Raw genomic sequence first — 25,269 nt, 5'->3', positions numbered from 1 at the left:
CAACTAGGCTATTTTTATTATCCAGCGATGTCAGCCCACCCAGGGACAGGTTCCAGGGGCTGGTATTTGCATGGCTAACACTATGACGGTCCGCCCTCGCCAAGGGCTCAGAGTGATGATGTGGACATGACGACCCAGACCCGTTCTGCTGTACCTACCGCATTCAAACCCCAGCGTCAGGCACTGGCGCTGGAACCGCGCATCCTGTTTGACGGCGCTGCCGCCGCTGCGGCAGATCAGCAGCATCAGGACAATGGCGACAGCGCCGATGCCAATGCCGCGCACGCCACCCCCGCCGATGCCCGCAGCGAACCCGGCCAACAGCCCTCTGCCGCCCGGCACCTGCTGGTGCTCGACAGTCGCATCGAAGGCCGTGAGCAGCTCACCGCAAACCTGCCGGGCAACGTTCAGGTGCTGGTAGTGGAGGCCAACCAGGATGGTCTGGCGGCGATTTCTGCTGCGTTGGCCCAACTTGGTCAGGTCGATTCGATCCAGATTCTCTCCCACGGTGCCTCCGGCGAGTTCACCCTCGGCAAGACCACCCTTAGCGCCGACAACATCGGCCAGTTTTCCCAACCGCTGAGCCAGTGGGGCCAATCCTTGAGCGAGGGCGCCGACATTCAGCTGTACGGCTGCAAGGTGGGCGCAGGCAGCGACGGTCGTACCCTGGTCGACGAACTGTCACGCTGGACCGGTGCCGATGTCGGCGCCTCCAGCGACGATACCGGCAGTGCCCGCGCCGGCGGCGACTGGACCCTGGAAGTGACCCGCGGCACGATCGACAAAGCCACGGCGTTGTCTGCCACAGCCATGGCCGGTTACGACCGACTGCTGGCTGCCGGCCCAAGCACCGAGCTGTCCGGCGGTACCGAGGTGTTGCTGGGCAATACCTTCACATTTACCGTGACCTTCACCAACAGCAGCAGCGACACCGGCTATGCGCCCTTTGTCGACCTGTTCTTTCCGGCCACCGGCAAGGACGGTGCCGGGGCCGAGATAGATGACGGCATTACCTTTGTTTCAGCCACGTACCTGGGGCAGACGCTGACCGCCCATGTCTTGACGTTCGACGCCAATGGCCAGGCCAGCCACCCGCTGGCCGTCGGTAGCGATGGCAAGCCGTTGATCATCAATGCGGCCGACTTCGGCATGCGGGCCGGTGATCAGATGGTGGTGGTGGAACTGCCATTTGCCAGTGTCAGCCAAGGCCAGCCGGCAATCCCGATTCAAGTCACGGCGACGCTGAGCAACCTGGCCGACACCGATTTTTCGTTTACCGGATCGACCCCGGACCTGACCATCCGCGCCCGCAGCGGCTTCCAGTATGGCAATGACTCGCTGAACAACCCGGCCACCGACCCGAGCATCCTGGAACCTTCGGCCAATGCCGACAGCTACGTGGTGCACCCGACAGTCATTATTGTCGATCAAGTGGTCACGACGCCGGAAGGTGAAACAGCAACTGGCCCGAACTTCAAGCGTGACCTGGACGTCACCATTACTCCGGCCGACTCGCAGACCCTGACCAATGTGGTGATCGTTCAACCAGTGCCCAATAATGTCATCGTCACCGCCATCACCCCCGGTGGTGGTGGCACCCTGGCCTCTATCACCCTTTACGATGGCCGTGCGGTGAGCGATCCGGCCCTGATCCAGGCCATCCTCGCGCGCAACAACGACAGCGACCTGAGCAACGACCTGTATATCCGCGAGTTCAGCGTCCGCTACCCGACGCTTACCGCCCCGACCAGCACCAATGTGCAGTTCTTCGTACCCGATGACGATTCCACCGGTACGCCTATCCTCAACCCGATAACGGGCGATGATGTCACCATCACCTTTGACGGCCCCAGCGCGACGGGCAACTGGCAACCGCTAGACCCGCGCGATGCCACCAGCGGCCAGATCCAGTTCGATGGCCAGGGGCAGGATGTCAGCTTCGTGGCCAAATCCATCACCCTGCAAAAACAGGTCACCGTCACCGTTGACGGCGGTGCAGCCGGAATAACCCCCGGTGACACGCTCACCTACACCCTGAACATCGCCCTGTCGGACTACTTCGCCTATGGCAAGACATTCCTTGGCAACGGCAGTTTCGTCATCGCCGACAGCTTGACCGACGGTCAGACCCTGGTCGGCCGCACCGCGACCCTGACCATCACTGTTAACGGCTTCACTCAGACCATCCCTTTGACGATCAGCGTTGGCAACACCGCTCCCGATGGCAGCACCCCGATGGTCCTCGACATTGCCCAGACTATGCGCGATGCCTTCTCCGGCCGTGGCTGGCTCAATGGCGACCTGGCCTTCGATGATCTGCTTCAAGGTGCCACCATGGCGGTCATCAGTTACCAGGCCACGGTCGGCCAGAGCTATAGGCCGCCGGCTGGTGCTCCGCACAGTGAAATCAACGAAGGCGACCCGCTCGGTAACAATGCCACCACCACTGCGACCGTGCTGCTCGACCCGCTTAACCTCAGCGGTTTCGACCAGAGCGATAGCTCCAGCACGCTCTCGCGCGTGCCCACCAGCCAGGTGCAGATCGACCTGGCCGACCTCAACGGCAATGGCGCCCCTGCCCCCGGCACCGAGTTGCGTCCGGGTGACAGCGTCACCTTCCGCCTGAGCTATGACCTGATAACCGGCGACTACGAGAACTTCAAGCTCACCGCCTACCTGCCACTGCCGTTGTTCGACCTCAGCGGTGTCGACCTCAACAGCATCTGGCGCCTGGCCACCGGCAACACCAACCCCAACAGCCCGATTTCAGTCACCCTCGGCCCCGGCAACTCGCTGGTGTTCACCTTCGCCGACTATGTCAATCCGGGCGTCGATGGCAGCCGTATCGCCATAGACTTCACCCTCAAAGTCAGCGACCAACCGTTCGCCGACCAGCGTGCCTTCAACGTCCTCGGTGAGTCGAGCCAGACCCGCACCCTGGACAAAAGCGTACTGCTGACCACCGATGACGTGACCCTGATCGCCTCGGTCGCCGAGCCGGTGCTGACCATCAGCCATGGTGTGGTCTCCACCAGCCACGGTACGGTGACCGGCACCACCGGCAGCTGGAACGCGCCCGGTGGCACCGGCGTGCCGTTCAACGGCAGCATCACTGACATCAATGCCGTCAACGGCAATGTCAGCGGAATCGATGCCAATGATCGCCTGCGCCTGGCGACCGCCATCGAGAACCACGGTGGCGGCAACGCCTATGACGTCAGCACGCGCATCACCCTGCCCCCTGGCCTTTCCTTTGTCGGCGGCAGCCTGTCCGCGGCCAACCTGCTGATCTACCGTGGCGATGGCACACGGCTGATCGCAGGCACGCATTACACCGTCGACAATGCCACCAACACCATTACCTTCATCGATGCCCCAGGTGTCGGCGCCCTGCTCGCCGGCCGTCCGGGCACCGCTGCCGACAACAGCGGCGCCAACCTTGTGGTGATCACCTATGACGTCACCGTCGCCTCGGCCATTGCCGCCAGCGCAACCCTGCAGAGCAATGCCGAGCTGACCGCCTACGCCAGTGCCGAGGGCGGGCAGAACTTCCTCGGCGCCACGCCATTGAGCGACCTGGCCAACCAGCAGGTAGCCGCCCCCGGCATCACCAAGACCTATGCCGGGGGCAGCCTCGACGACAGCGACTCCAGCGCCAGCCACACCACCGGTGCAAACCTGGTGGTGGGCGAAAGCATGCTCTATGACATCGTCGTCACCCTGCCCGAGGGCACCACGCAGAACCTGCGCATTGATGACCTGATCCCACCGGGCATGCGCCTTGATACCACCTTCAACAACCAGGGCTACCTGCTGATTACCACCGCCGGTGGCGTTCTGGCGCAGAATTTCGGCGGTACGATTACGGTTGGCAGCCTGAGCGCACCGTCCGGCACCCTCGGGGCCGATGGTGTCGATGCGCGGTTTGTCTTCACCGTCGCCAGCACCAGCGGTGACAACAACACCGGCAACAACAGCTTCGTGATTCGTCTGCGCCTGGTGGCCAGCAACGTCGCCAGCAACCAGACCAGCGCCGTGCGCCTCAATGACGCCACGCTAAGCTACAGCGACCCTGACGGTGACACCCCCAACGGCAGCACGCCGATCAACCGCGACGTAGCCGTGACCGGCAGCAAGCCCAGCGTGACCATCCAGGAGCCGACCCTGCAGCTGGATCAGCAGTTAATCACCCCGCCGGGACTGGGCTTCGACCTGGGTGACCCGGTCGACTACAGCATCACCATCAGCAACGGCTCGGCCAGCAGCGACTACGACGCCTTCGACATTGCCTTCAACAGCGTGCTGCCGAGCGAGCTGGACCAGCTGACCCTGGTCAGCGTGATCTACACGGTCAATGGCGTCAGCACCAATATCACCGGCAGTTTCAGCCTGGATCCGAACGACCGCACCCTGGTCAACACCGGCAACGTCGACATTGCCAAAGGTGGCACCGTGGTCATACGGATTTCCGGCGTGGTCAATGCCAGCGGGGCTTCGGTGGCGCAGTTCGACAACCAGGCCGAAGTCCGCTGGACCAGCCTCAACGGCACCAGCAGCGGCGGCGCCGATCCGGCCGGCGAGCGCACCGGCGAGGACGGCCGGCTCAACAGCGGCGTGCTCAACGATTACCGCCGCGACAGCCTGCTGGTCATCCCGGTGGCACAAGGCATCAAGTTTTCCCGCGTCGGCGGCCTGTCCGACACCAGCGCCCCCAACCCGACCAATGCCCTGCAAGAGACAGTCGCTATCGGTGAAATCATCCGCTATCGCGCCACTGTGCTGGTGCCCGAGGGCAACAACCCCAATTACCAACTGGTGATCACCCTCGGCCAAGGCCTGACCCTGGCAGACCTGAGCACCCTGCGCATCGGTTTTATTTCCGATGGCGGGCTGCTGACCAGCCTGACCGACCTGATCACCAGCGGAACCCTGCAGATCATCGGCAACGAAAACAGCCCCGAAGCCCAGTTCATCAGCCCGGATCTTTCCGGTGCTGCCCCCACCGGGGTGCTCAACGCTAAGTATGTGCAACTGGGCACCGATGGTAACGGCAACCAGACCGTCACCCTCATCTTGGGCGACATCACCAACGGCCCCCACGGCAGTGGTGACGATGGTAACGATGACGACCTGGAAGGCATTGTGCTGGAATTCAGTGCCCGGGTCGGCAACATCGTCCAGAACCAGGCGGGCGTTGTGCTTGGCGCCAGCATCCAGGACCGCGTCAACGGCAACATACGCGCCACCAGCGACATCCTCACCGAGCGCATCGTCGAAGCTGGCTTCAGCGGTTTGAACAAACAGGTCACCGACTTCACCCCCAACCCGGGCGGTGCGCTGGGCAACGCCACGGTCACCGTCAGTTTTACCGCCAGCGGCGGCCTGCCGGCGTATGACGTGCACCTGACTGATGGCTTCCCCACTGGCAGCAACTACAACCTGATCAGCATCACCATTGGCGGCACCACCTATGGCCCAGGCAACCTGCCAGCCGGTGTGACCTTCAGTACCAGCGGCGGCCTGAGTGTGGATATCGCCCGGATCGATGTCGGCACCCAGGTCAGCGTGGTGTATTCGGTCGACGTGCCCAATGGCACCAGCATCGCCAGCAGCGATGCCAGCCTGACCTGGAGCAGCCTGCCGGAAACCTTCACCAGCTGGGGCGGTAGCATCGTCGGCGCGGACAGTGGCAACAGCGGCGAACGAACCGGTGTCGATGGCCCAGGTCCGGACGCCAGTACCCTGAACAATTACGTCCTGCGTGAAGGTGCCGGCCTTGGAATTATCAGCGGCACCTTGTGGAACGATACCGGCACGGCCGCCACGGCCCCCAATGACGCCACCCCCGACCCGGACCCTCTGCCCGGCACACCCGCCTACGAACTGGCGGTGCCAAACCAGACGATCAACCTGATCTGGGCCGGCAACGATGGCGTGCTCGGCAATGCCGACGACAAGACCTTCTCCACCACCACCGACAGCAACGGCCGCTTCACCTTTGGCGTACTGCCCTCGGGCCTGTACCGCCTGGATGCGCCGACCACGGTCAACAGCATCAGCCAGTTCGGCGAGCTGCGCATGCGCATCGATACTGATAACGGGACGCTCGGCCAGGTCAGCGTGACCTTGGGCGAAGGCGCCACTCAACAGGCAAACTCAGGCTATGTCGAGGTCAATGACGCTCCGGTCAACAGCCTTCCCGGCTTTCAGCCCGGCTTTGAGGACACGCCGCTGGCGATCCCCGGGATCAGCGTCAGTGATGTCGATGCCGAACGTAATCCGAACGTCGCCGGCCGCATCATCAAGGTGACCCTCACGGTCACCCACGGCACCTTGACACTCACCGGCCCGACCACCGGGGTCCTGGTGACCGGCGCAGGCTCCCCAACGCTTGAGCTAGAGGGGCGAATCGCCGACATCAATGCAGCACTGGCCGGACTGAGCTACCTGGGTAATCAGGACTTCAACGGCAGCGATTTCCTCGAAGTCATCAGCGATGACCAGGGCAACTATGGCGATTTCGATGGCAACGGTGTGCCGGGAGAGCCTAGCGATGCGCGTACCGACCGGGACTTTCTGGTCATCAACCTCGCCCCGGTCAACGACGCTCCACAGGCGCAGCCTGACAGCGCCACCGCGGTCGAGGCCGGTGGTACCGACAACCGCCTGCAGGGTGTTGACCCACGAGGCAACCTGCTGGACAACGACACCGATGTCGACATCGCCAGCAATAACGACATTCTCAACGTCGTGTCGGTTACCTCACCGCTGGGCGTGGTGATGGGGGTGCCAGCGCTGGGCTCGATCGAAGTGATCGGCAAGTACGGCAAACTGGTGATCCAGGCCAATGGTACCTACCAGTACATTGTCGATAACACCAACGCCGAGGTGCAGGCGCTGCGCCAGAACAGCGACCGGTTGCAAGAGATTTTCAACTACACCATCGCCGACATTGGCCTGGGTGGCGACCCGCTGCAGTCCAACGCCATCCTGACCGTGGTTATCCAGGGCGCCAACGACGCCCCGGACGCCGAGAACGACACCGCCACTGCGAGAGAAAAAGGCGGCGTCAACAACACTGGCAATGCTAACCCCGGCGACAACCCGCCCAACGGATTCCCGGTACCTGGGGCTGACGCCAGCGGCAATGTGCTAGCCAACGACAATGATGTCGATGGCGGCCCGGGCGACTTGATCGACTATGGCGAGCGCATATCGGTAACCGGTATACGGCCTTTGCGTGAACTGGCCAGCGGCGCACTGACCCCTGTACCTGCGGGTGGCAGCGTCAACGTCATTGGTACCTACGGCACACTGACCATATCCTCCGATGGCACCTACACCTACGTCATTGATGACAGCAATACAGCAGTGCAGCGCCTTGGCCCGAATGACACCCTGACCGAGTTTTTCAGTTATCAGGTCTCGGATGCGCTGGGGCTCAACGATCTGGCCGAGTTGCGCATCACCATTGTCGGCAACTACGACAACCCGGTGGCCAGCGACGACCAGGCTACTGCCCAGGCCGGGGCCAGCAATGCCGACCCTGAGAGCAATCCGGTCGGCAACGTGATTCTGTTTCCCAGCCGCCCGGGCAGTATCAATCAGCCAGGCGGCAACGGCGTCGACCTTGATGTGGACCGTGCCGACCGTCCCAGCAGCGTGCTGCTGGTCAACGGCGTGCGCAACGGCCCCGAAACTGCCGGTGGCGTACTGACCACGGTGAGCGGCGGTGCAGTTGTGCTGGATGCAACCTTTGCCCAGTTCAGCGATGGCACGCCAGTAACCAGCCCGGTGAGCTATGGCACCCTGACCATCAACCCCGACGGCTCATTCAGCTTTGACGTCAACAGCGACAACCCCGCCATCATTGCCCTGGCGCGCGGGGCGACGATGAATGTCATCTTCACCTACCAGATCGTCGACTCGGCCGGGCTGACCGACACCGCCCAGCTGGTGATCATCGTCCGCGGCGCCAACAACCCGCCGCATGCCCAGGACTCGGTCTCGCTGGCGACCGAAAAAGGCGGCATCGATAACGGCACCCCGGGTGTGGACCCCGGCGTACCGCCGGCCCCGGGGCGGCAAGTGACGTTTGTCGATCCTGACGGCGACCCGGTCAACGTAACGTCGATACGGACAGGCCCTGAAGGTGGCACCGGCCAGGCCGGGACGGTCGGCACGCCGTTGAATGGCCAATACGGTGCGCTGACCATCAACAGCGATGGCACCTACAGCTATGTAATCGACAACGACAACGCCGAGGTGCAAGCCCTGCGCGGGGTGGACGATTTGCTGGTCGAGGTTTTCACCTACCGGGTCACCGACAGCAATGGCGAGTTCGACGATGCGCAGATCGTGATCGTCATTCGTGGCCAGAATGACAATCCGGTGGCCACTGACAACAGCGCTGAAGCGTTCGAAGCCGGCGGCGTGAACAACAGCAGCGGCGGCGTCGACCCGACCGGCAATGTGCTCGACGATGACAGCGATGTCGACGGCGGTGCCGGCGATCCGGTCGACTACGGCGAAACCAAGGCGGTGGTCTCGGTACGCACCGGTGCCATCGAGAACGCCGGTACCGCAGGTACCCTGGGCAGCGAATTGCGCGGCACCTATGGCTGGCTGACGCTCAATGCCGACGGCAGCTACAGCTACCGCCTGGACAACAGCATGCCGCAGGTTCAGGCGCTACGGCCAGGCAACAGTCTGATCGAGACGTTCAACTACAGCATTATCGATACCGCCGGTGCCATCGACACCGCGCTACTGACCATCACCATCCGCGGCAGCAATGATGCGCCGGTGGCCAACAACGATAACGCCCTCGCGGTAGAGGCCGGAGGCCTGAACAACGGCTCCCCCGGCAGTAACCCGAGCGGCAATGTGCTGAGCAACGACATTGATGTCGACCGCTTCGGCGAAACCCTGAGCGTTATCGGTGTGGCTCAGGGTCCGAGCAGCGGCACTGTGGGTAGCAGCTTTGCCGGACAGTACGGCAGCCTGATCCTCAATGCCGATGGCAGCTACACCTACCTGGTCGATAACGATGACCCGCTGGTGCAAGCCCTGCGCACGGCCAACAACACCCTGCGCGAATCGTTCACCTACACCATTCGCGACCTGGCCGGGGCAACCAGTACCGCGACCCTGACCATCACCATCCAGGGCCGTAACGACAACCCGCATGCTGTCAACGACAGTGCAGTGGCGGTGGAAGCCGGCGGCACCAACAACGGCACGGCAGGCATAGATCCGACCGGTAACCTGTTGAGCAATGATCGCGACGTCGACGCCGGCGACAGCAAGACGCTCAACGGTATCCGCGCCGGTAGCGAAGCGGCTGGCGGCACCTTCACTGCGGTCAATGGCAGCCAGGTTATCCGTGGTACTTACGGCACCTTGACGGTGTTCGCCAATGGCGACTATCAGTACCAGGTCGACAATACCCTGGCCGTGGTCCAGGCCCTCAAGCCCGGTGATACGCTCCAGGAAACCTTCACCTACCGTATGCGCGACGCTGCTGGCGCCGAGGATGCCGCGCAGTTCAACTTGATCATCCAGGGAGCCTGGGACGCACCGGTGGCCCGCGACAACGTCAATATCGGCGTAGCCGACAACGGCGACGGTCTGGTGCTCAACCCCAGCGGCAACGTGCTGCCCAACGACAGCGATGTCGACCAGGGCGATCAACTCACGGTCACAGCTATCCGCACCGGCCCCGAAGTCGGCACCGGGGTTGCCGGTACGGTCGGCAATGTCCTTCAGGGCCTGTATGGCACGCTGGTGCTCAATGCCGACGGCAGTTACACCTACACCATCGACACCAGTAATCCGGCGATACTGGCCCTGGACGTGTTGCAGACCCTGGTCGAGCACTTCACCTATGAAGTCACCGACCTTGGCGGCCTGACCGACCTTGCCCAGCTGTCGATCATCATCATTGGCCGCAACGATGCACCCGATGGCCTTGACGATAACGTCACGGCCATCGAGGCCGGCGGCCTGAACAACGCCACACCGGGCCTGAACCCCAGTGGCAATGTGCTGAGCAACGATGGCGACCTTGAGAACGATGTGCTGAGGGTGTCGGCCATCCGCACCGGTAGCGAGACAGGCACCGGTACCAGTGGCACCCTGGGCACCACGTTGCGCGGGCTGTACGGGGACCTGGTAATGAACGCCGACGGTAGCTGGACCTACACCGTCGATAACAGCCTGGCAGCGGTCCAGGCCCTGCGCACCAGTGGCCAGGTGCTGGTGGACATTTTCACCTACACCGTCGTCGACCCCCACCAGGCTGATGACACCGCGCAACTGCGCATCACCATCGACGGTCGTAACGACACGCCGATTGCCGTCGACGATGACACCCTTGCCATTGAAGCCGGTGGCGTCGGTAACAACATTCCGGGGCTCAACCCCGGTGGCAATGTCCTCGACAACGACACCGACGTCGACAGCACAGCCCTGGGCGAAACCCGCCAGGTGCTGTCGGTAACCAGCGAAACCGGCAACAACGCCTTGGCCGGCCAGGTGCTGATCGGCCGTTATGGCAGCCTGGTACTGAATGCCGACGGCAGCTACAGCTACCTGCTGGATAACGCCAATCCAACGGTGCAGGCCCTGCGCACGGCTGGGCAAACCTTGCGCGAAGTGTTCACCTACCGCATGCGCGACACCGCCGGGGCGGAGTCCGAAGCGCGGCTGAACGTACTGATCCAGGGCGCCGACGATGCCCCTGTCGCCCGCGACGACAGCAACGTCGCCAGTGACCAGACTCCGTCGCCACAAGCCACCGGTAACGTCCTGCCCAATGACAGTGATGTCGATGCCGACGAGCAACTGAGCGTGAGCGGCATTCGTACCGGCGCTGAAACCGGCAGCGGCACCGTGGGTACGGTTGGCCAGCCGCTGGCCGGACGTTACGGCACCCTGGTGATCAACGCCGATGGCAGCTACACCTACAGCATTGACCTGAACAACCCTGAAGTGCTGGCGGCTGCCGGACTCGGTCGGGTCCTGCAGGATGTCTTCACCTACACCCTCAGCGACCGCGCCGGCGCCACTGACCTTGCGCAACTGACCATCACCCTGGACATCGCCGCGCCCTTCATCCCGGCCCCGGCCGGGCCTTTCTTCGGCCGTGACAGCGATGACCCGTTCCAGCGCCTGCCGCTACCCGACGTCGATCCGGTGGTGTTCATCGGCCCGGTGGTCGAGCGTCAGGAGCGTCTCCTCGAACTCTCCGGCTGGCAGGCCGACGGCAGTAACCTGAGCTACGGCCGCACTCCCGAGATTCTCAGCGAAACCTTGAACCAGCGCCTTGGCCTGATTCCCGGCCAGTTTGTCGCCAGAGCGGTACAAGGCAGTCGTCAGGCCAGTGAAAGCGACATGGCCTGGATCCTCGGGCGCCAATCGCGCATCAACCTCAGTGCCGATGGCCTGCTGCCCGACCCGTCGGTGTTCGCCACCGATGCCGCGCACCTCACCCAGGGAGATACACAGCTACCGCCACCTTCCGAAGCGCGCATCGCGTCCGGTTTCCGCGCTCAGTTGCGTGAAGCCGCCGAACGCTTGCGCGCGCTCGATAACCGTACCCGCGAATGAGCAAAGACCAAGGACTGACTATGCCAAGACTGCCGCAAACGTTGTTCAGTACGGCCATCGCCTCCACCTTCTTGTTGGCCGCATGTTCCGCGACCAAACCGCATGAGTACACCGAGGATGAAACCCGACAGCGGATCATCCGCGACCAGGCGCAGATGTATGCCAATCAGGAGCCGGTCACCAAACCCATCACCTTCTACGAAGCGGCCGCGCGGGCCCTGAAATACAACCTGGACTACCGCCTCAAACTGATGGAAAGCGCGCTGGCCAGCGACCTGCGTGATGTCTCCAGCCACGAGATGCTGCCGCGGCTGGTGGCCTCGGCGGGTTACGCCGGGCGTAACAATGACTCCGGGGGTACCTCCATCGGTATCGAGGACCGCCAGGAAAGCTTGCGCGCGTCCACCTCCGAAGAACGCTATCGCGAACTCTATGGGCTGGGTCTGAGCTGGAGCCTGCTGGATTTTGGCGTGGCTTATTACCGCACCCAGCAGAAAAGCGATCAGATCCTCATGGCCGAGGAGCGCCGACGCAAAGTCGCGCAGAACGTTCTGCAGGATGTGCGCAATGCCTACTGGCGCGCCCTCAGCGCCCAGCGCCTGATGCCGCAGGTCGATCACCTGCTGGTGCGCACCCACCAGGCCTTGCTCTCAGCGCGACAGGCAGAGAGCAAAGGGCTGTTGCCACGCCAGGAGATTCTGGCCTATCAGCGTGCCCTGCTCGACTCCATTTACCTGCTGACCGTGCGCCGCCAGGACCTGGAGTTTGCCCGCGCCGAACTGTCGGCGCTGATGTCGCTGCCACCGGGCTCGCGTCTGGTGCTGGCCGACGAGGTCGAACCAACGCTGCCGCAGGTGTCTCAGGACATCGACAAACTTGAGCTGATGTCGCTGAAAAACCGCCCGGAAATCATGGAAGAGTGGTATCGCAAACGGGTCAACGAGAATGACTTGAAGATCGCCAAGGCGCAGTTATGGCCTAACGTCAGCCTGGATTACGGCTACAAGTACGACTCCAACAAGTTCCTCTACAACAGCGGCTGGTCTGAAACCGGACTGCAAGTGTCAATGAACCTGTTGCGCCTGCTGCAGCTGCCCTCGCTCAACAGCGCCGCCGAATCGCAGACCAAGACCGACGACATGCGCCGGGTGGCACTGTCCATGGCGATTCTTACCCAGGTGCGGGTGGGCACCTTGCGCTACCAACTGGCGCGCCAGGAAGTGGAGTTTGCCGACCAGAGCCTGCAGGTCGACCAGAGTCTGTTGAGCTACGCTCAAGCAGCGCGCACCACCTCCTACGGCTCGGAGCTTGAGGTGATCCGCGCCGAAGGCCGCTACCTGCTTTCGCGCTACCAGCGCGAGGCTGCCTACTCCAGCGCCCAGGCGGCCTGGGGCCGGCTGTACAACTCGGTAGGCCTGGACACGCTGCCGCAACAGATCGAACAACACGATATCCAGACCCTGGCCCGGGAGATCCAGCGCACCCTGGATGAACAGGAACACGCCAACCTACTCGTCAGCACGCAAGGAACGCAGAATGCCATACAGCCCTGAGCGCCGTTTGCTCGCAGTGATCCTGTCCCTGGTTCTTACCCCGGCCCTGGCCGAAGACACCGCGCCAGCCCATGACGCCGATGACCCCGGCACGATCCGTGTGCTGCTGGTCGCCGGCCTGGAAACCACCCTCTCCAGCCAGATGAGCGGCACCCTCGGCGAGTTCAAGGCCAGCCTTGGCCAGACAGTGGCCAAAGATGCCGTACTGGCCCGTTTCGACTGTGCCGAGGCCCAGGCCCGTTCGCGGGTCGCCGCCGCCGAGCTGACCATGGCCCGACAGAACCTCGACGCCAAGCGTAATTTACGCAAACTGGATGCCGTCGGTGATCTGGAGGTGGCCATGGCCAACACCGAACTGCAAAAAGCCGACGGCGCCCGCGCGCTGGCCCAGGCACAGAGCGGCTACTGTGTGGTGCAGGCGCCCTTTGCCGGGCGTGTGGCCAAGGTGCATGCCAAGCCGTTCCAGACCGTGGCGGCCGGCACGCCGCTGTTCGACCTGGTCAGTGATGGCGCCCTGAAGGTTCGCTTGAACGTACCTTCAAACCTGTTGCCCAGGCTCAAGGACAACCAGGCGCTGGAGGTCGATATCCTCGAAACCGGCAAGGCCTACCCGGCCCATGTCAGCGCCATCAATGCCCGGGTCGACGCCGTGGCCCAGACCGTGGAGCTGGAGGCCCGGCTGGATGCCGCTCATCCAGAGCTGATTGCCGGCATGAGCGGCACTGCCCGATTCCCGCGCGCCCATGACTGAGCCGCTACCGCACCCGCAGCTGCTGTTGGCCATCGCAGCCCTGCGCGACCGCGCCCTGGCCGCCGACTCACTGAATGCGCTGGGTTTCTCCATCGCCAATGATCCTTATCCGCTGTTGCAGTACCACCAGGCCCTGGTGCTCCAGCAACAGGGGCAAAGCCTGGAGCTGTTATGCGTGTCGGGGCTTGCCCGCCCCAGCGAAGACTCGCCCTATCTGGTCTGGCTGCAGCGCGCCGTGCGCTGGCTTGCAACGCAACTCGATGGCGATCAACCGCATTGGCTGGGCCGCGATGCGGTCACCCCGCCGGCGGACATCGACGAAGGCTGGGCCGAATGGTGGCCCAAGGGCTTGTGGTGTATTCCGCTGCATGACCGTGACGGTCAGCGCCTGGGCCTGGTGCTGTTTCTGCTCGACGCCGCACCGGCACCTGCCCTGCAACCCTTGTTCGAAGGGCTGTGGCGCACCTGGGCGCACTGCTGGGCAAGCTTTGCCAGGCAACGTCGACTGTTGCGCTGGCGGCCCGGCAAGCGCCAGTTGCTGCTGGCCCTGGCGGTGGCAGTGGCCTTGTTGCTGGTGCCGGTCCGGCAAACCGCTCTGGCGCCGGCCGAGATCGTCTCGCGCGAAGCGATGATCATCAGCTCGCCCATTGATGGGGTGATTCAAAGCATGCAGGTACGGCCCAATCAGCCGGTAGAAAAAGACACACCGCTGTTCAGCCTGGACGAGACTACCCTCAACAGCCGCGCCGAGGTGCTAGGCAAGGAAGTGGCGGTCGCCGACGCCGAACTGATGGCGGCCAGCCAGCGGGCCTTCGACAACCCCCAAAGCAAAAGCGAACTGACCCTGCTGCATGGCCGGGTGCAGCAACGCCGCGCGGAACTGGCAGCGGTCAAAGCACAATTGCAGCGCACCCAGGTACGTGCGCCGCGGGCAGGTGTGGCGGTGTACAGCGACCCCAACGACTGGCTGGGCAAACCGGTGTCCACCGGCGAACGCATTCTGTTGATTGCCGAACCGAAACAGCCGGCCATGCTCATCCAGTTACCGGTGGCCGATGCCATCGCCCTGGAGCCGGGCGCCGAAGTCACCCTGTTCCTCACCGCCTACCCCTTGACCCCGCTCAAGGGCAAAGTGCTGGAAACCAGCTACCAGGCACAGGCCAATGAAGAAGGTGTGGTGGCCTACCGTTTGCTCGCCAGCATTGACGGCGAGCCCGAACACGCGCGGCTGGGCCTGCACGGTACTGCGCGCCTGTATGGTGAACGTGTGGTGTTGGGTTATTACCTGCTGCGCCGGCCCTTCGCCGCGCTGCGGGCATGGAGCGGCTTGTGATCGCCAATGCGGCCGAGCTGCCGCCACCACCGTTGCGCGAAGACCTGCGCCTGCTGGAGAGCGCGCCGGACAGCAACGGCGAGCCGGCCTGGGTAATCCAGGACACCGTCGTCAACCGCTTTTACCGCATTGGCTGGCTGGAGTTCGAGTGTCTGCTGCGCTGGGAGCACAGCCCTGAAGACATCTGCCGGGCGATTCACGCAGAAACACCCCTGCGCCCGGACGTCGAGCAAATCGTCGAATTTCGTCAGTTTCTGGAAAACCATCAACTGTTGCGTCCCGGCCGCGAGGCCCTTGCCCGCCTGGCGGCTCGCAGCCAGGACAATGCCTGGTTGAGCTGGCGCTGGTGGCTGCACCACTACCTGTTTTTCCGTGTGCCGCTGCTGCGTCCGCAACAGCATCTACAGTGGCTGGCGCACAAGCTCGACTGGCTGTTCCAGCCTCTGACTGGCGTACTGGTGCTGCTACTGGGAATCACCGGCGTGCTGCTGGTATTGCAACAGTGGGATAGCTTCACCACCGCGGTAGTGGAGTCTTTCTCAGCGTCCGGCCTGGTCAGCTTTGCCATCGCTCTGGCGCTGGCCAAGACCCTGCATGAACTGGGGCATGCCCTGGTGGCGACACGCCTGGGGCTACGCGTAGGCCATATGGGCATCGCCTTCGTGGTGATGTGGCCGATGCTCTATACCGACACCGGCGAGAGCTGGAAGCTGCGCAGTGCCAGGCAGCGCCTGGCAATCGCCTCGGCGGGCATCATCACCGAACTGGCCCTGGCCGGGCTGGCCACGCTGGGCTGGGCGCTGTCCGACCCCGGTCCGCTGCGCAACGCCCTGCTCTACCTGGCCACCACCAGCTGGGTACTGTCACTGGCGCTCAATGCCAGCCCCTTCATGCGGTTCGACGGTTACTTCATCCTCTCCGACCTGCTCGACTTCCCCAATCTGCACGAACGCTCCTCGGCCCTGGCCCGGGTGACCCTGCGCCGGGTGCTGCTGGGCCTTGACGAGGACTGGCCGGAAGCCTTCAGCCCCGGCAAACGCCGGGCACTGGTGGCCTTCGCCATGGTCACCTGGGTCTATCGCCTGGTGCTGTTTCTGGGCATTGCCGTGGCGGTGTACCTGCTGTTCTTCAAGCTGCTGGGGATCCTGCTGTTTGCCGTCGAGGTGGCCTGGTTCATTGTCATGCCGGTCTGGCGCGAGCTGAAGTACTGGTGGAGCCATCGTGAAGGCATCAACACCCGCCATCGACGCACCTGGTGGGCAGTCGCAGCGCTGCTGTTGCTGTTACTGGCAGTGCCCTGGCGCACTCAGGTCCAGGCATTGGGCGTGGCCCGCGCCGAACACCAGTTGCGTGTCTTCGCCCCCTACCCGGCACGCTTGCAGGCCCTGCATCCGGCAGGCCCGGTGGTGGCCGGGGCAACCCTGGTCACGCTCGATGAGCCGGATATTGCCTCACGGCTGTCCAGCAGCGAAGCCAGCGCCAGGAGTTACCAGGCCCGGCTCGGTGGTTTGATTGCCGACCCGTCAGGGGCCGACCAGGCCATCGCCACACGCCAGCGCCTCGATGTGCAATTCGAAGAAGCCCGTGCGGCGCGTTCGGAGATCAAGCGCTTGACCTTGCAGGCACCTTTCGCCGGGCAATGGCTGGACCTGGACCGCAACCGCCAACCTGGCCAGTGGATACACAGCCGTGAGCCGATCGGCATTCTGATTGATCCCAGCCGCTGGCAGGTGGATGCCTACGTTGACCAGGATGAAGTGCAACACCTGGTACAGGGCGGCGCCGTGCGTTTCTACCCCGAAGGGCAACCCACCCCGATCAACGGCACCGTACTGGCCATCGGCAGCACCCGCGTGAGCCAGTTGCACCACGCCATGCTCGCTTCACGCTATGGCGGGCCGTTGACGGTTGCCAGCCGTGGCAAGGAGTTACTGCCCACCCCGCCCTTGTTTCATGTGCTGATTCAGCTCGACGGCGCCCCGCCTGCCCTGCGCGAAACCCGCGGCAGGTTGCAGATTGCCGGCGAGCGCCGCAGCTGGCTGGGCGAGGGACTGGTGCATGTGGCGGCGGTGCTGCTGCGTGAGAGCGGATTCTGAAGGGACTGCCCGCAGCACTCAGGCTGGCAGTGCTGCGGGGCATTCAAGTTCGATCAGAAACGCCGTTTCGCCGTTCTCGTGGACGTCGCGAAAGCTGCCGTCCATCGACTGAGTCAGATTTCGGCACAGTTGCAAGGCAATGCCTTGGCGGTGGGCAAGGGGCTGAAAGAGCGTTACCGCAAGGTTCAGGGTGACCACGCCAGTGACCTGCATCCGCGTGGCCAGGCTGATGCGCAGGGGGGCTTGCACGGCTTCCTCACTCAGGTGCCGGATCAAGCTGTCGAACAACATGCCAAGACGCTCGCCATCGATCCACAACTGCCTGGTCGTCACCCCTTCCAGGGCCAGCGTCGAGATTGCCCCACCGGCAGGCAACTGCGCATTGAAAGCCGCAAGTCGCGCTTCCACCCACTGAACGATGTCCAGCTGGACCGGCACCAGCGGTGGGCGCAACTGATCCAGAGTGACCAACTGCTCCAATTGTTGCAGTCGCAGGCTCAAGCGCTGCAAGGCGACCTGGCCGGAAAGCGGCAATTGCACGCTGCCGAGGCCGGATTGCAGGCGCTGCAGCGGTTCGTTCAGATCCTCATGGACCACCCGGGCAAAACCGGTGATTTCCCGGTACCTGGCCCGGGCTTGTTCGTGGGCATCGCGTAATTGACCCAGGAGGATCTGCCGGTCCGTCAGGTCTTCAAAACTGCCCACCATACCCACAACGTTGCCACTGGCATCACGCCAGGGTTCAGCCCAGTACTGCAGAAAATGCGGCTCGCCAAGGAACTCGAAGGTTCTCTGCGAACTGAACGGTTCACCTTTTTCGATGAACGCTTCATACCGGGCCTGGTGGGTACGGCCTTGCTCGGGCGTGAACCAGAAGGCGTCCGTCAGCCGCCCACCCAGCACCCGCTCCCGGGAAGTATGGTGCTGCGCCAGAAACGGCTGATTGCACATCAACAAGTGACCCTCCCGGTCACGCACGAACATCGGATTGGGTGAGGCGTCCAGCATGGCCCGCAACAGTGTTTGTTGCGCCGGCTCATGCAGCATTTCAGCTTGCAGCTCAGGTTCGACCGGCGTCATCACGCCCGACTGGCCGATGCCATTGCGTTGCGCGATGGTCGCCAACGCCAGGCGCGAATCGACCTGGAGCTTTTCCTGCAGTCGGGTTTTGTAGGTGCTGACCGTCTTGTAACTGATCGACAGCTGCTCGGCGATGGCCTGATTGGAGCGCCCTTCGCTGATCAGCTCCAGCACCGTCAGTTCCCGCGCCGACAACGTGTCGAGCTCTTTGCCACCCACCGGGGCCGGCGTATTCAACGCGTCCCGGGGAAAGTAGCGGCGCCCATGCACCACGGCGCTCAATGCCCGTTCCAGCTCGAGCGGCTCATCGTGCTTGCTGACAAACCCGTCCGCCCCGGCCTGCACGCACAGCCGGGCGAAATGGCTACTGCTTTGTCCGGTGTACACCAGCAGCTGCAGCGCCGGGTCGCGCAGCTTCAGGCGGCGGATCAGGTCGAGACCGCCGAGACCGCTGATCGCCAGTTCAAGCACGATTAGCTGCGGGGCATCAGTGCGCGCGTGCAACAGCGCATCCTGACCGTTTTCGACTTCGGCCACCACCTGGTGCCCCAGGCGTTGCAGCACCTGGCCAATGGCCAGACGCAACAACGGTAGCGGCTCGACGATCATAACCCGACTCATTGGGCGCCTCCTTGCAGGCCACGCCGGCCTGATCAACAAGCCTAGACCAGCGCGGCCTTCAGTGAAGTTCCTACAAACGGCTAAGGCCACTCCTACAGAGTAAATAGCTGCCTAGGCAGAAACTTCCTCCATACATTTTTGGAGGTTGCCATGAAACACATCAACGAAAGTGCACTGCCTCTGGACCACCTGGCACACAACCGTCTGGCCCTGGCCATCAGCCTGATCCTCGGCAGTCTGTGCTACCTGCCCATCGAGGATGCGCAAGCAGAAGACACGGTGGTAGCGACCGAACTTCGCGAAGAACCACAACCATCCACCGCCGGCTTGAGCATCGGCCGCGTTGCCCTGATGGGCTTGCTCGGTGTGCCTGCACCTATCACTGTCACCGTGGCCAATGGCATCGGCATCAGCAGCGGTGCTGCGGACAGCTCCAGCGTCATACTGAAAGCGGCCAATGCGATCGGGGTGAAAGCCGCTGCTGGCGTGCAGATCAGCTTCGAGCAAGGCAGTGTCGTCAACGGTGCCGTGACCGGTGCTACCGCCAACGGCCAGAAAGGCCTGCTGGCTGACGCCGGCAAGATCAGCGGCAGTGGTGTGCGTATCGAGATGCTCCCGCAGTCCGCCCCTGGGGTGCCCTTGACTGCTAGCAACATGACCGGCGTCACCGCGCAGAATGGCGGTGTGGTCAGCCTCGATAACAGCCAGGTCAGCATGGGTAGCCCTGCCGGTACCAACAATGTGGCGCTGCTGGCCAGCGGTGCAGGCAGCGCGATCAACTTCAGTGGCGGCACCATCAGTACCCTGGCCAAAGGATCGATAGGCGTACTGGCCAAGGACGCAAGCAGCATTACCTTGAGCAAAGGCACCACCGTCACCGCCAGTGGCGCCGCCAGCGGCAGCAACTTCAGCCATGGCCTGAAAGCCGAAGGCGCCAGCCATATCAGCGCCAGTGACATCACTGTCAACACCAGCGGCGCAGCAGCCAGCGGTGCCCGTGCCGAAGGTGGCAGTGAAATTTCCCTGAGCGACAGCACCTTCAATTCCACCAATGCGGCGACCACCACCACGACCACGGCGGTACTGCACGCCCTGGGCGGTTCGCAGATCAGCGGTAGCGGCCTGATCGTGAATGCCAGCGGTAACTACGTCGGCGGTGCCCGCGCCGAAGCGAGTAGCATTTCGTTGAAAGACAGCCACGTCAGCGTCACTGGCAGCGGCGTTGTCAGCAACCCTGCCGCAGCGGCCAGGGCCATGGCCGGCGGCAGTCTGGTGATCGACAATAGCGTCCTGGCCGCCCGGGGCACCTATGGCCACGGCGTGTCAGTCGAAGGCGCCGGCAGCCAGGCCGTGGTGTCCGACAGCGATATCTCGGTACTCGGCGCCCGCTCGATCGGCCTGAACATCACCGGCGGCGCTCAGGCTCAGGTGAGTCAAAGCAAGATTGCCGTCGACGCTATCAACGCCATCGGCCCTTGGTCGCCTGGTGTGCTGGTAGACGGCGCAGGCTCGACCCTGGTGCTCAGTGACAGCCAGGTACGCACCTCGCAGAGAACCAGCTATGGCATCAGCGCAGGCGCTGGCGCAGACATCAAGATCAGCAACGGCAGTGTCAGCACCGAAGGCAACTACTCGACCGGGATCAGTGCCGGGAACGCAACGATCACCGCCGACAACGTCAACGTCTATACCTCCGGCAACGACAATGCCATGGGCGTGGTCGCCAACCAGAACGCCACCGTGATCCTCAATGGTGGCACCGTGACCACCTCCGGCGACGGCTCTCCCGTGCAGTCCAACCTGACCTTCCCGCATGCCCTGGCCTCACGCAATGAAGGCGCCCTGCTGATCGCCAACGGCACTCATCTTCTGACCAAGGGCCAGCAGGCCTACGGTGCCGCCGTGGATGATGGCGGCAGCATGCAACTCAACGGCGTTTCGGTGAAGACTGAAGGCGTTCGTTCGATTGGCCTGTACGCCGGTATCGGCGGCCCAAAACCCGGCAACGTCTCGCTTGAAGCCAACAGCGTGACGATCGAAACCCTCGGCGCCAACGCCAGTGGTGCCCGGGTGAGCCGCAACTTCAAGGACGGCCTGAGCGCCACCCTGGAGCTCAAGGACTCCAGCATCCGCACCCACGGCGACAACTCGGCCGCCTTGCAGGCCGAACGCGGCGGCCAGTTGCAAGCCGACAACAGCGTTGCCAGCACCAGCGGCATCGGCGCCCATGGCGTACTGGTCAGCAGCGCCCCGAGCTCGGCAATTCTCAAACAGGCCAGCGTCATCACCCAGGGCGCCGACGCCCATGGCATGCTGGTCAAAGACGGCGGCCAGCTCAGCGCCGAGCAGTCGACGGTAAGCGCCGCTGGCAGCAATGCCGCCGCCCTGTACCTGCAAGGCAGCAGCGCTGGAGCAAGCCAGGCCGACCTGAGCAGCACGGTGCTGCATAACCAGAACGGCGCGACCGTCGCCGTGGACGGCATCGGTGACATCAACTTCGAGGACGTGATCGCAGGCGGCAGCGGCCAATGGCTGCACGTCGATGCCAATGCAAACCAGGCGGGCCTGGCCACCATCAACCTGGCAAGCTCCCAGGTCAACGGTGCCGCCACCACCGCATCGGGCAGCACCTCGAACCTGAGCATGAGTGACACCAGCCTGTGGAAACTCACCGGCAACTCGAACCTCAGCAGCCTGAGCAACGACAACAGCCTGATCGACTTCAGCGCGCCCTCCGGTGGCAGCTACAAGACCCTCACGGCCAATCAATACCAGGGCAACAACGGTACCATCGCCCTCAATACCTACCTGTATGACGATCAATCGCCCTCCGACAAACTGGTCATCGATGGCGGCCAGGCAAGCGGCAGCAGCAACCTGCAGATCAAGAACGCCGGAGGCCCCGGCGCGTTGACTCAAGGCAACGGTATCCAGGTCGTCGATGCAATCAACGGCGGCACCACCCAGGAGCAAGCGTTCAGACTGCTCAGCCGGGTCAAGGCTGGCCCGTATGAGTACACCCTGCACCGCGCCAGCCTGGACGACAGCAATGCCCAGGCCTGGTACCTGCGTTCGACCAAAGATGCCACTCCGGTCGATCCGACTCCGGTTGACCCGACTCCAGTTGACCCTACCCCGGTTGACCCGACTCCAGTTGACCCTACCCCGGTTGATCCGACTCCAGTTGACCCTGCACCCGTCGATCCAGCACCGAAGCCCGTCGTCAATCCGACTCAACCTTCACCTCAGGTGCCCAACTACCGCCCGGAAACCTCGCTGTACAGCGCCATCCCCGGCATGACCCTGCGCTACAGCCGCATGCTGGTCGACACCCTGCACGAACGTATGGGCGAAGAAGTACGTAACTCGGTCGACCCGCTCCCGGCCGAAGCGCAAAGCGACTATGGCCCATCGCTGGGCTGGGGCCGCCTGATCTACGGCCAGGGCGACCAGGACCTGAGCAACGGCAGCCGCTATGACTACAGCCAGCAAGCGTTCCAGGTCGGTATCGACCTGTACCACGGTGAAGACACCGATGGCAGTACCGATCAGGCCGGGATCTCGCTGTCCGCCGGCAAGATCGCCGGTGACATCGACCACACCGATGGCAGTGCCGCTGGCGACGCCAAGGTCCGCGCCGTTGGCCTGGGTGGCTACTGGACGCACTTTGGCCCGGCAGGCTGGTACCTGGACGGTGTGCTGCAATTCAACCACTTCGATATCCAGGCCAACCCGCAAGACCTGCCGCGCTTCAAAACCAAGGGCAAAGGCATCACCGCGTCGCTGGAAGCCGGTTATCCGTTCAAGCTGAACAAGGACGAATCGCTGAAGATCGAGCCACAAGCCCAGGTGATTGTCAGCAAGATCAAGATCAATGACAGCCACGACGCCGCCTCCGAGGTGCGCTACGAAGACGTCGATTCGCTGACAGGCCGTCTGGGGGTACGCATCGACAAAGACATGTTCCGTGAGGACGACAAAGGCAAACTGCACCGCACCAACATCTGGGTGCGCCCAAGCATCTGGCACGAGTTCAAAAGCTCACCGAAAACCGAGTTCTCGTCCAATGACGGCTTTGTCCCCTTCACTACTGATCTGGGCGGCACTTGGACTGAGGTAAACCTTGGTGTGGACTACCAAGCCAGCGAGAAGACTACGATCCACGTCTCTGCCGGCTACGAAAAAGGGCTGGATAACGATAGCCACGGCTACGAAGGGATGATCGGGATCAAGGTCAAGTTCTAGCCTCACAGGCTCCCGGTGGGAGCGGGCTTGCCCCGCGATTGCGAACTGTCAGATATATCGCATCGCGGGGCAAGCCTCGCTCCCACCGGGAGCCTGGCAGTCCCGTTTAAAAAAAAGCTGACGGCCCCTCCCGATTTTGTAGGGCATGGCTATCCTTTCGTTTGTCACGATGACAATTGGACATCATTGTGCTGGCCCGCACACGACACTGGACTGCGTTCCCTGCGCCCACTGTCGGGATGAACACATTTGGCCAAACAGGTGGCGCAGGCTTTCAGGTTTATGGGTAAACAAACGATTGGCTCGTCGACGCGAAACTCAGGTAAATCAGTGTTTATGGCATCTTTGCTGTCCTCGTTGACAGCCTGTTCATCACATGAAGTGGTTGATACCGTAGGGAAGATCACTTGCAGCAGTCAGCAGCTCCATGTGAGGGGAATATGATCAAAAAGCCCTACATCCTGTTCACCAGGATAGTGATAAAGAAAGACAGCCAAGGAAGAATATTTACCGACCCTCTGTGGGCTAAAGACCTGAAACTGCACTTGAACTACATACAAAACTTCGGCATCTGCTGCCCGGTTGTCAAAAGCAGAAGCCTGGAGGGCCTGCAAGACATTAGCGATCTGGATATAAAGTGGCTTTTCGAGCTGAAAAATGACCGTGGCATTCTATCGGTACTAAAAAATTTCCTGCCAAACTTTGTCACTGTCATCAAGGCCTGCAAGCAAGCAAAAATCGTTCATTCCGATGGTGCCGGCTGGGCGTTCCCCTTGTCGTTTTATTTGTTACTGCTCAAGCCGTTCATGCCCTTTCAATGGATTATCGTCATTGAGTCGTCGTTCTGGATGCTGGGTCAGGGCGAGGCTAAAACCCCCCGAAAAACAATTGAACATTACGCCCACAAAACCCTGTTGAGATGTTGTTTGAGGGCGGCAAATTCGAGAATATTCACCCAGTCATTTTACCGGGATTATTTTCTCGGCAACGAGAAACGCCGGACACTTATCAACCCTGCAACCTGGGTGGATAAAAGCAATTTTTCGAATCCGGAAGCGGTCAAGCGCAGATTCAATGACAAAGCCGATGGCAAACTGAACATACTCTTCCCCTCCCGCCTCGTCGCCGACAAAGGCGTGCTTGTTGTGCTCGCCGCCATCGAACAATTGAAGCCCCACGACGTGAATATAAACATCACCATCATGGGTTCGGGCGATCTGGAAGAAAACTGCCGGCGCTTTGCAAGCGAACGCCATGGTGGCGTCACCGTGAAGTATCAAGACAACGTCAATTACGGAGAAGAATTCTTCACGGTCGTCTCACACCACGACTGGGTGCTGGTTCCCACGCTAAAGCAGGAGCAACCGAGGATCATTTTCGACGCGTTCAGCCAAGGCACCCCGGTTATCGCCTCAGACACTTACGGCATCCTGGATATTACCGACAAGGACACCGCGCTTATCTTCGAAACGGGGAATTCATCCAGCTTGGCAGAGGCTATTCTTCATGCCGCGCGGCATCCCGAGCTTGCGCTGAAAATGGGCCTGGCCGGTCTGGAGTATGCCGCTGGAAAGACCCACTTGCAGATGCATCAAGACCGAGAACAATTCCTGAAGAGCAGTCTGAAGTAATGCAGCGTGGGCCAGCCAATAAACAATAATTATTCTTAATAGCATTACTGGAGCGCTCGCCAAACTGGCGAAATCATTGGCCTGCAACAGTAATGCCGCCGGTCTAATTCAGCTGCAATGATTTAGCCACTTCACCGCGGTGATCTACGCTCAACCCAAGTCTGCTTGGAGAGCATCCAATGCCATCGGCTGAAGAACAAAAACCTGTACGGCGCAAGGAAGCCCTGCTGTTCATCTTCCTTGTCGCCTGCCTGTTCCCCCTGCTATCGGTGGCGATCGTCGGTGGCTACGGCTTCATCATCTGGTTTTTACAAATGCTCTACGGCCCGCCAGGGCCGCCCAACTGATA

The 25,269-nt window shown here is 62.4% G+C and carries 9 protein-coding genes; 8 read left to right on the top strand and 1 reads right to left on the bottom strand.

Annotated elements, in window-relative coordinates:
• The first annotated feature begins 126 nt into the window (after positions 1-126).
• The 5 genes from ACVI9W_RS24670 to ACVI9W_RS24650 are packed head-to-tail and all read left to right on the top strand — an operon-like array spanning position 127 to position 17,343.
• The gene (locus ACVI9W_RS24670; RefSeq protein ID WP_461531588.1) at positions 127-11,610 is read left to right on the top strand and encodes a VCBS domain-containing protein; all 11,484 of its coding nucleotides are present in this window, start codon (positions 127-129) and stop codon (positions 11,608-11,610) included.
• A 20-nt stretch (positions 11,611-11,630) separates the two neighbouring features.
• Positions 11,631-13,163, top strand: coding sequence for a TolC family protein (locus ACVI9W_RS24665; RefSeq protein WP_461531587.1), 1,533 nt, complete (start codon positions 11,631-11,633; stop codon positions 13,161-13,163).
• Positions 13,147-13,914 carry an efflux RND transporter periplasmic adaptor subunit gene (locus tag ACVI9W_RS24660; RefSeq protein ID WP_157192627.1) on the top strand — a complete coding sequence of 256 codons (768 nt, stop codon included), beginning with the start codon at positions 13,147-13,149 and terminating at the stop codon, positions 13,912-13,914. The genes ACVI9W_RS24665 and ACVI9W_RS24660 overlap by 17 nt, the downstream gene beginning before the upstream one ends.
• Positions 13,907-15,247 (top strand): efflux RND transporter periplasmic adaptor subunit, encoded by a 1,341-nt coding sequence (locus ACVI9W_RS24655; RefSeq protein ID WP_461531586.1) that lies wholly within the window; start codon positions 13,907-13,909, stop codon positions 15,245-15,247. The genes ACVI9W_RS24660 and ACVI9W_RS24655 overlap by 8 nt, the downstream gene beginning before the upstream one ends.
• The gene (locus tag ACVI9W_RS24650; RefSeq protein ID WP_461531868.1) at positions 15,247-17,343 is read left to right on the top strand and encodes an HlyD family efflux transporter periplasmic adaptor subunit; all 2,097 of its coding nucleotides are present in this window, start codon (positions 15,247-15,249) and stop codon (positions 17,341-17,343) included. The genes ACVI9W_RS24655 and ACVI9W_RS24650 overlap by 1 nt, the downstream gene beginning before the upstream one ends.
• An 18-nt stretch (positions 17,344-17,361) precedes the next feature.
• Here the strand turns inward: ACVI9W_RS24650 and ACVI9W_RS24645 are convergent, their stop codons facing one another.
• Positions 17,362-19,044, bottom strand: a complete 1,683-nt coding sequence (locus ACVI9W_RS24645) for a LuxR C-terminal-related transcriptional regulator (protein ID WP_461531585.1) — start codon at positions 19,042-19,044, stop codon at positions 17,362-17,364.
• A gap of 150 nt (positions 19,045-19,194) precedes the next feature.
• On the opposite strand from ACVI9W_RS24645, the gene ACVI9W_RS24640 reads away from it, so the two are divergent.
• The 3 genes from ACVI9W_RS24640 to napE all read left to right on the top strand — a co-directional run bounded on the left by ACVI9W_RS24640 (position 19,195) and on the right by napE (position 25,267).
• Complete coding sequence (locus ACVI9W_RS24640; protein ID WP_461531584.1) at positions 19,195-23,289, top strand: autotransporter outer membrane beta-barrel domain-containing protein; 4,095 nt, start codon at positions 19,195-19,197, stop codon at positions 23,287-23,289.
• A 440-nt stretch (positions 23,290-23,729) separates the two neighbouring features.
• Entirely contained in the window at positions 23,730-24,920 is a 1,191-nt protein-coding gene (locus ACVI9W_RS24635) for a glycosyltransferase family 4 protein (protein ID WP_461531583.1), read from the top strand.
• A 179-nt stretch (positions 24,921-25,099) separates the two neighbouring features.
• Entirely contained in the window at positions 25,100-25,267 is a 168-nt protein-coding gene (gene napE / locus ACVI9W_RS24630; protein WP_038610650.1) for a periplasmic nitrate reductase, NapE protein, read from the top strand.
• Positions 25,268-25,269 lie beyond the last annotated feature (2 nt).

Source organism: Pseudomonas sp. 210_17 TE3656 (assembly GCF_054821965.1).
Note: the sequence above shows the minus strand (reverse complement) of the source record. Positions and strands in the feature narration are given on the sequence as shown.

Coding starts and splice junctions, on each gene's coding strand:
- ACVI9W_RS24670 (WP_461531588.1), top strand. CDS start 127: ATGACGACCCAGACCCGTTCTGCTGTACCTACCGCATTCAAACCCCAG.
- ACVI9W_RS24665 (WP_461531587.1), top strand. CDS start 11,631: ATGCCAAGACTGCCGCAAACGTTGTTCAGTACGGCCATCGCCTCCACC.
- ACVI9W_RS24660 (WP_157192627.1), top strand. CDS start 13,147: ATGCCATACAGCCCTGAGCGCCGTTTGCTCGCAGTGATCCTGTCCCTG.
- ACVI9W_RS24655 (WP_461531586.1), top strand. CDS start 13,907: ATGACTGAGCCGCTACCGCACCCGCAGCTGCTGTTGGCCATCGCAGCC.
- ACVI9W_RS24645 (WP_461531585.1), bottom strand. CDS start 19,044: ATGAGTCGGGTTATGATCGTCGAGCCGCTACCGTTGTTGCGTCTGGCC.
- ACVI9W_RS24640 (WP_461531584.1), top strand. CDS start 19,195: ATGAAACACATCAACGAAAGTGCACTGCCTCTGGACCACCTGGCACAC.
- ACVI9W_RS24635 (WP_461531583.1), top strand. CDS start 23,730: ATGATCAAAAAGCCCTACATCCTGTTCACCAGGATAGTGATAAAGAAA.
- napE (WP_038610650.1), top strand. CDS start 25,100: ATGCCATCGGCTGAAGAACAAAAACCTGTACGGCGCAAGGAAGCCCTG.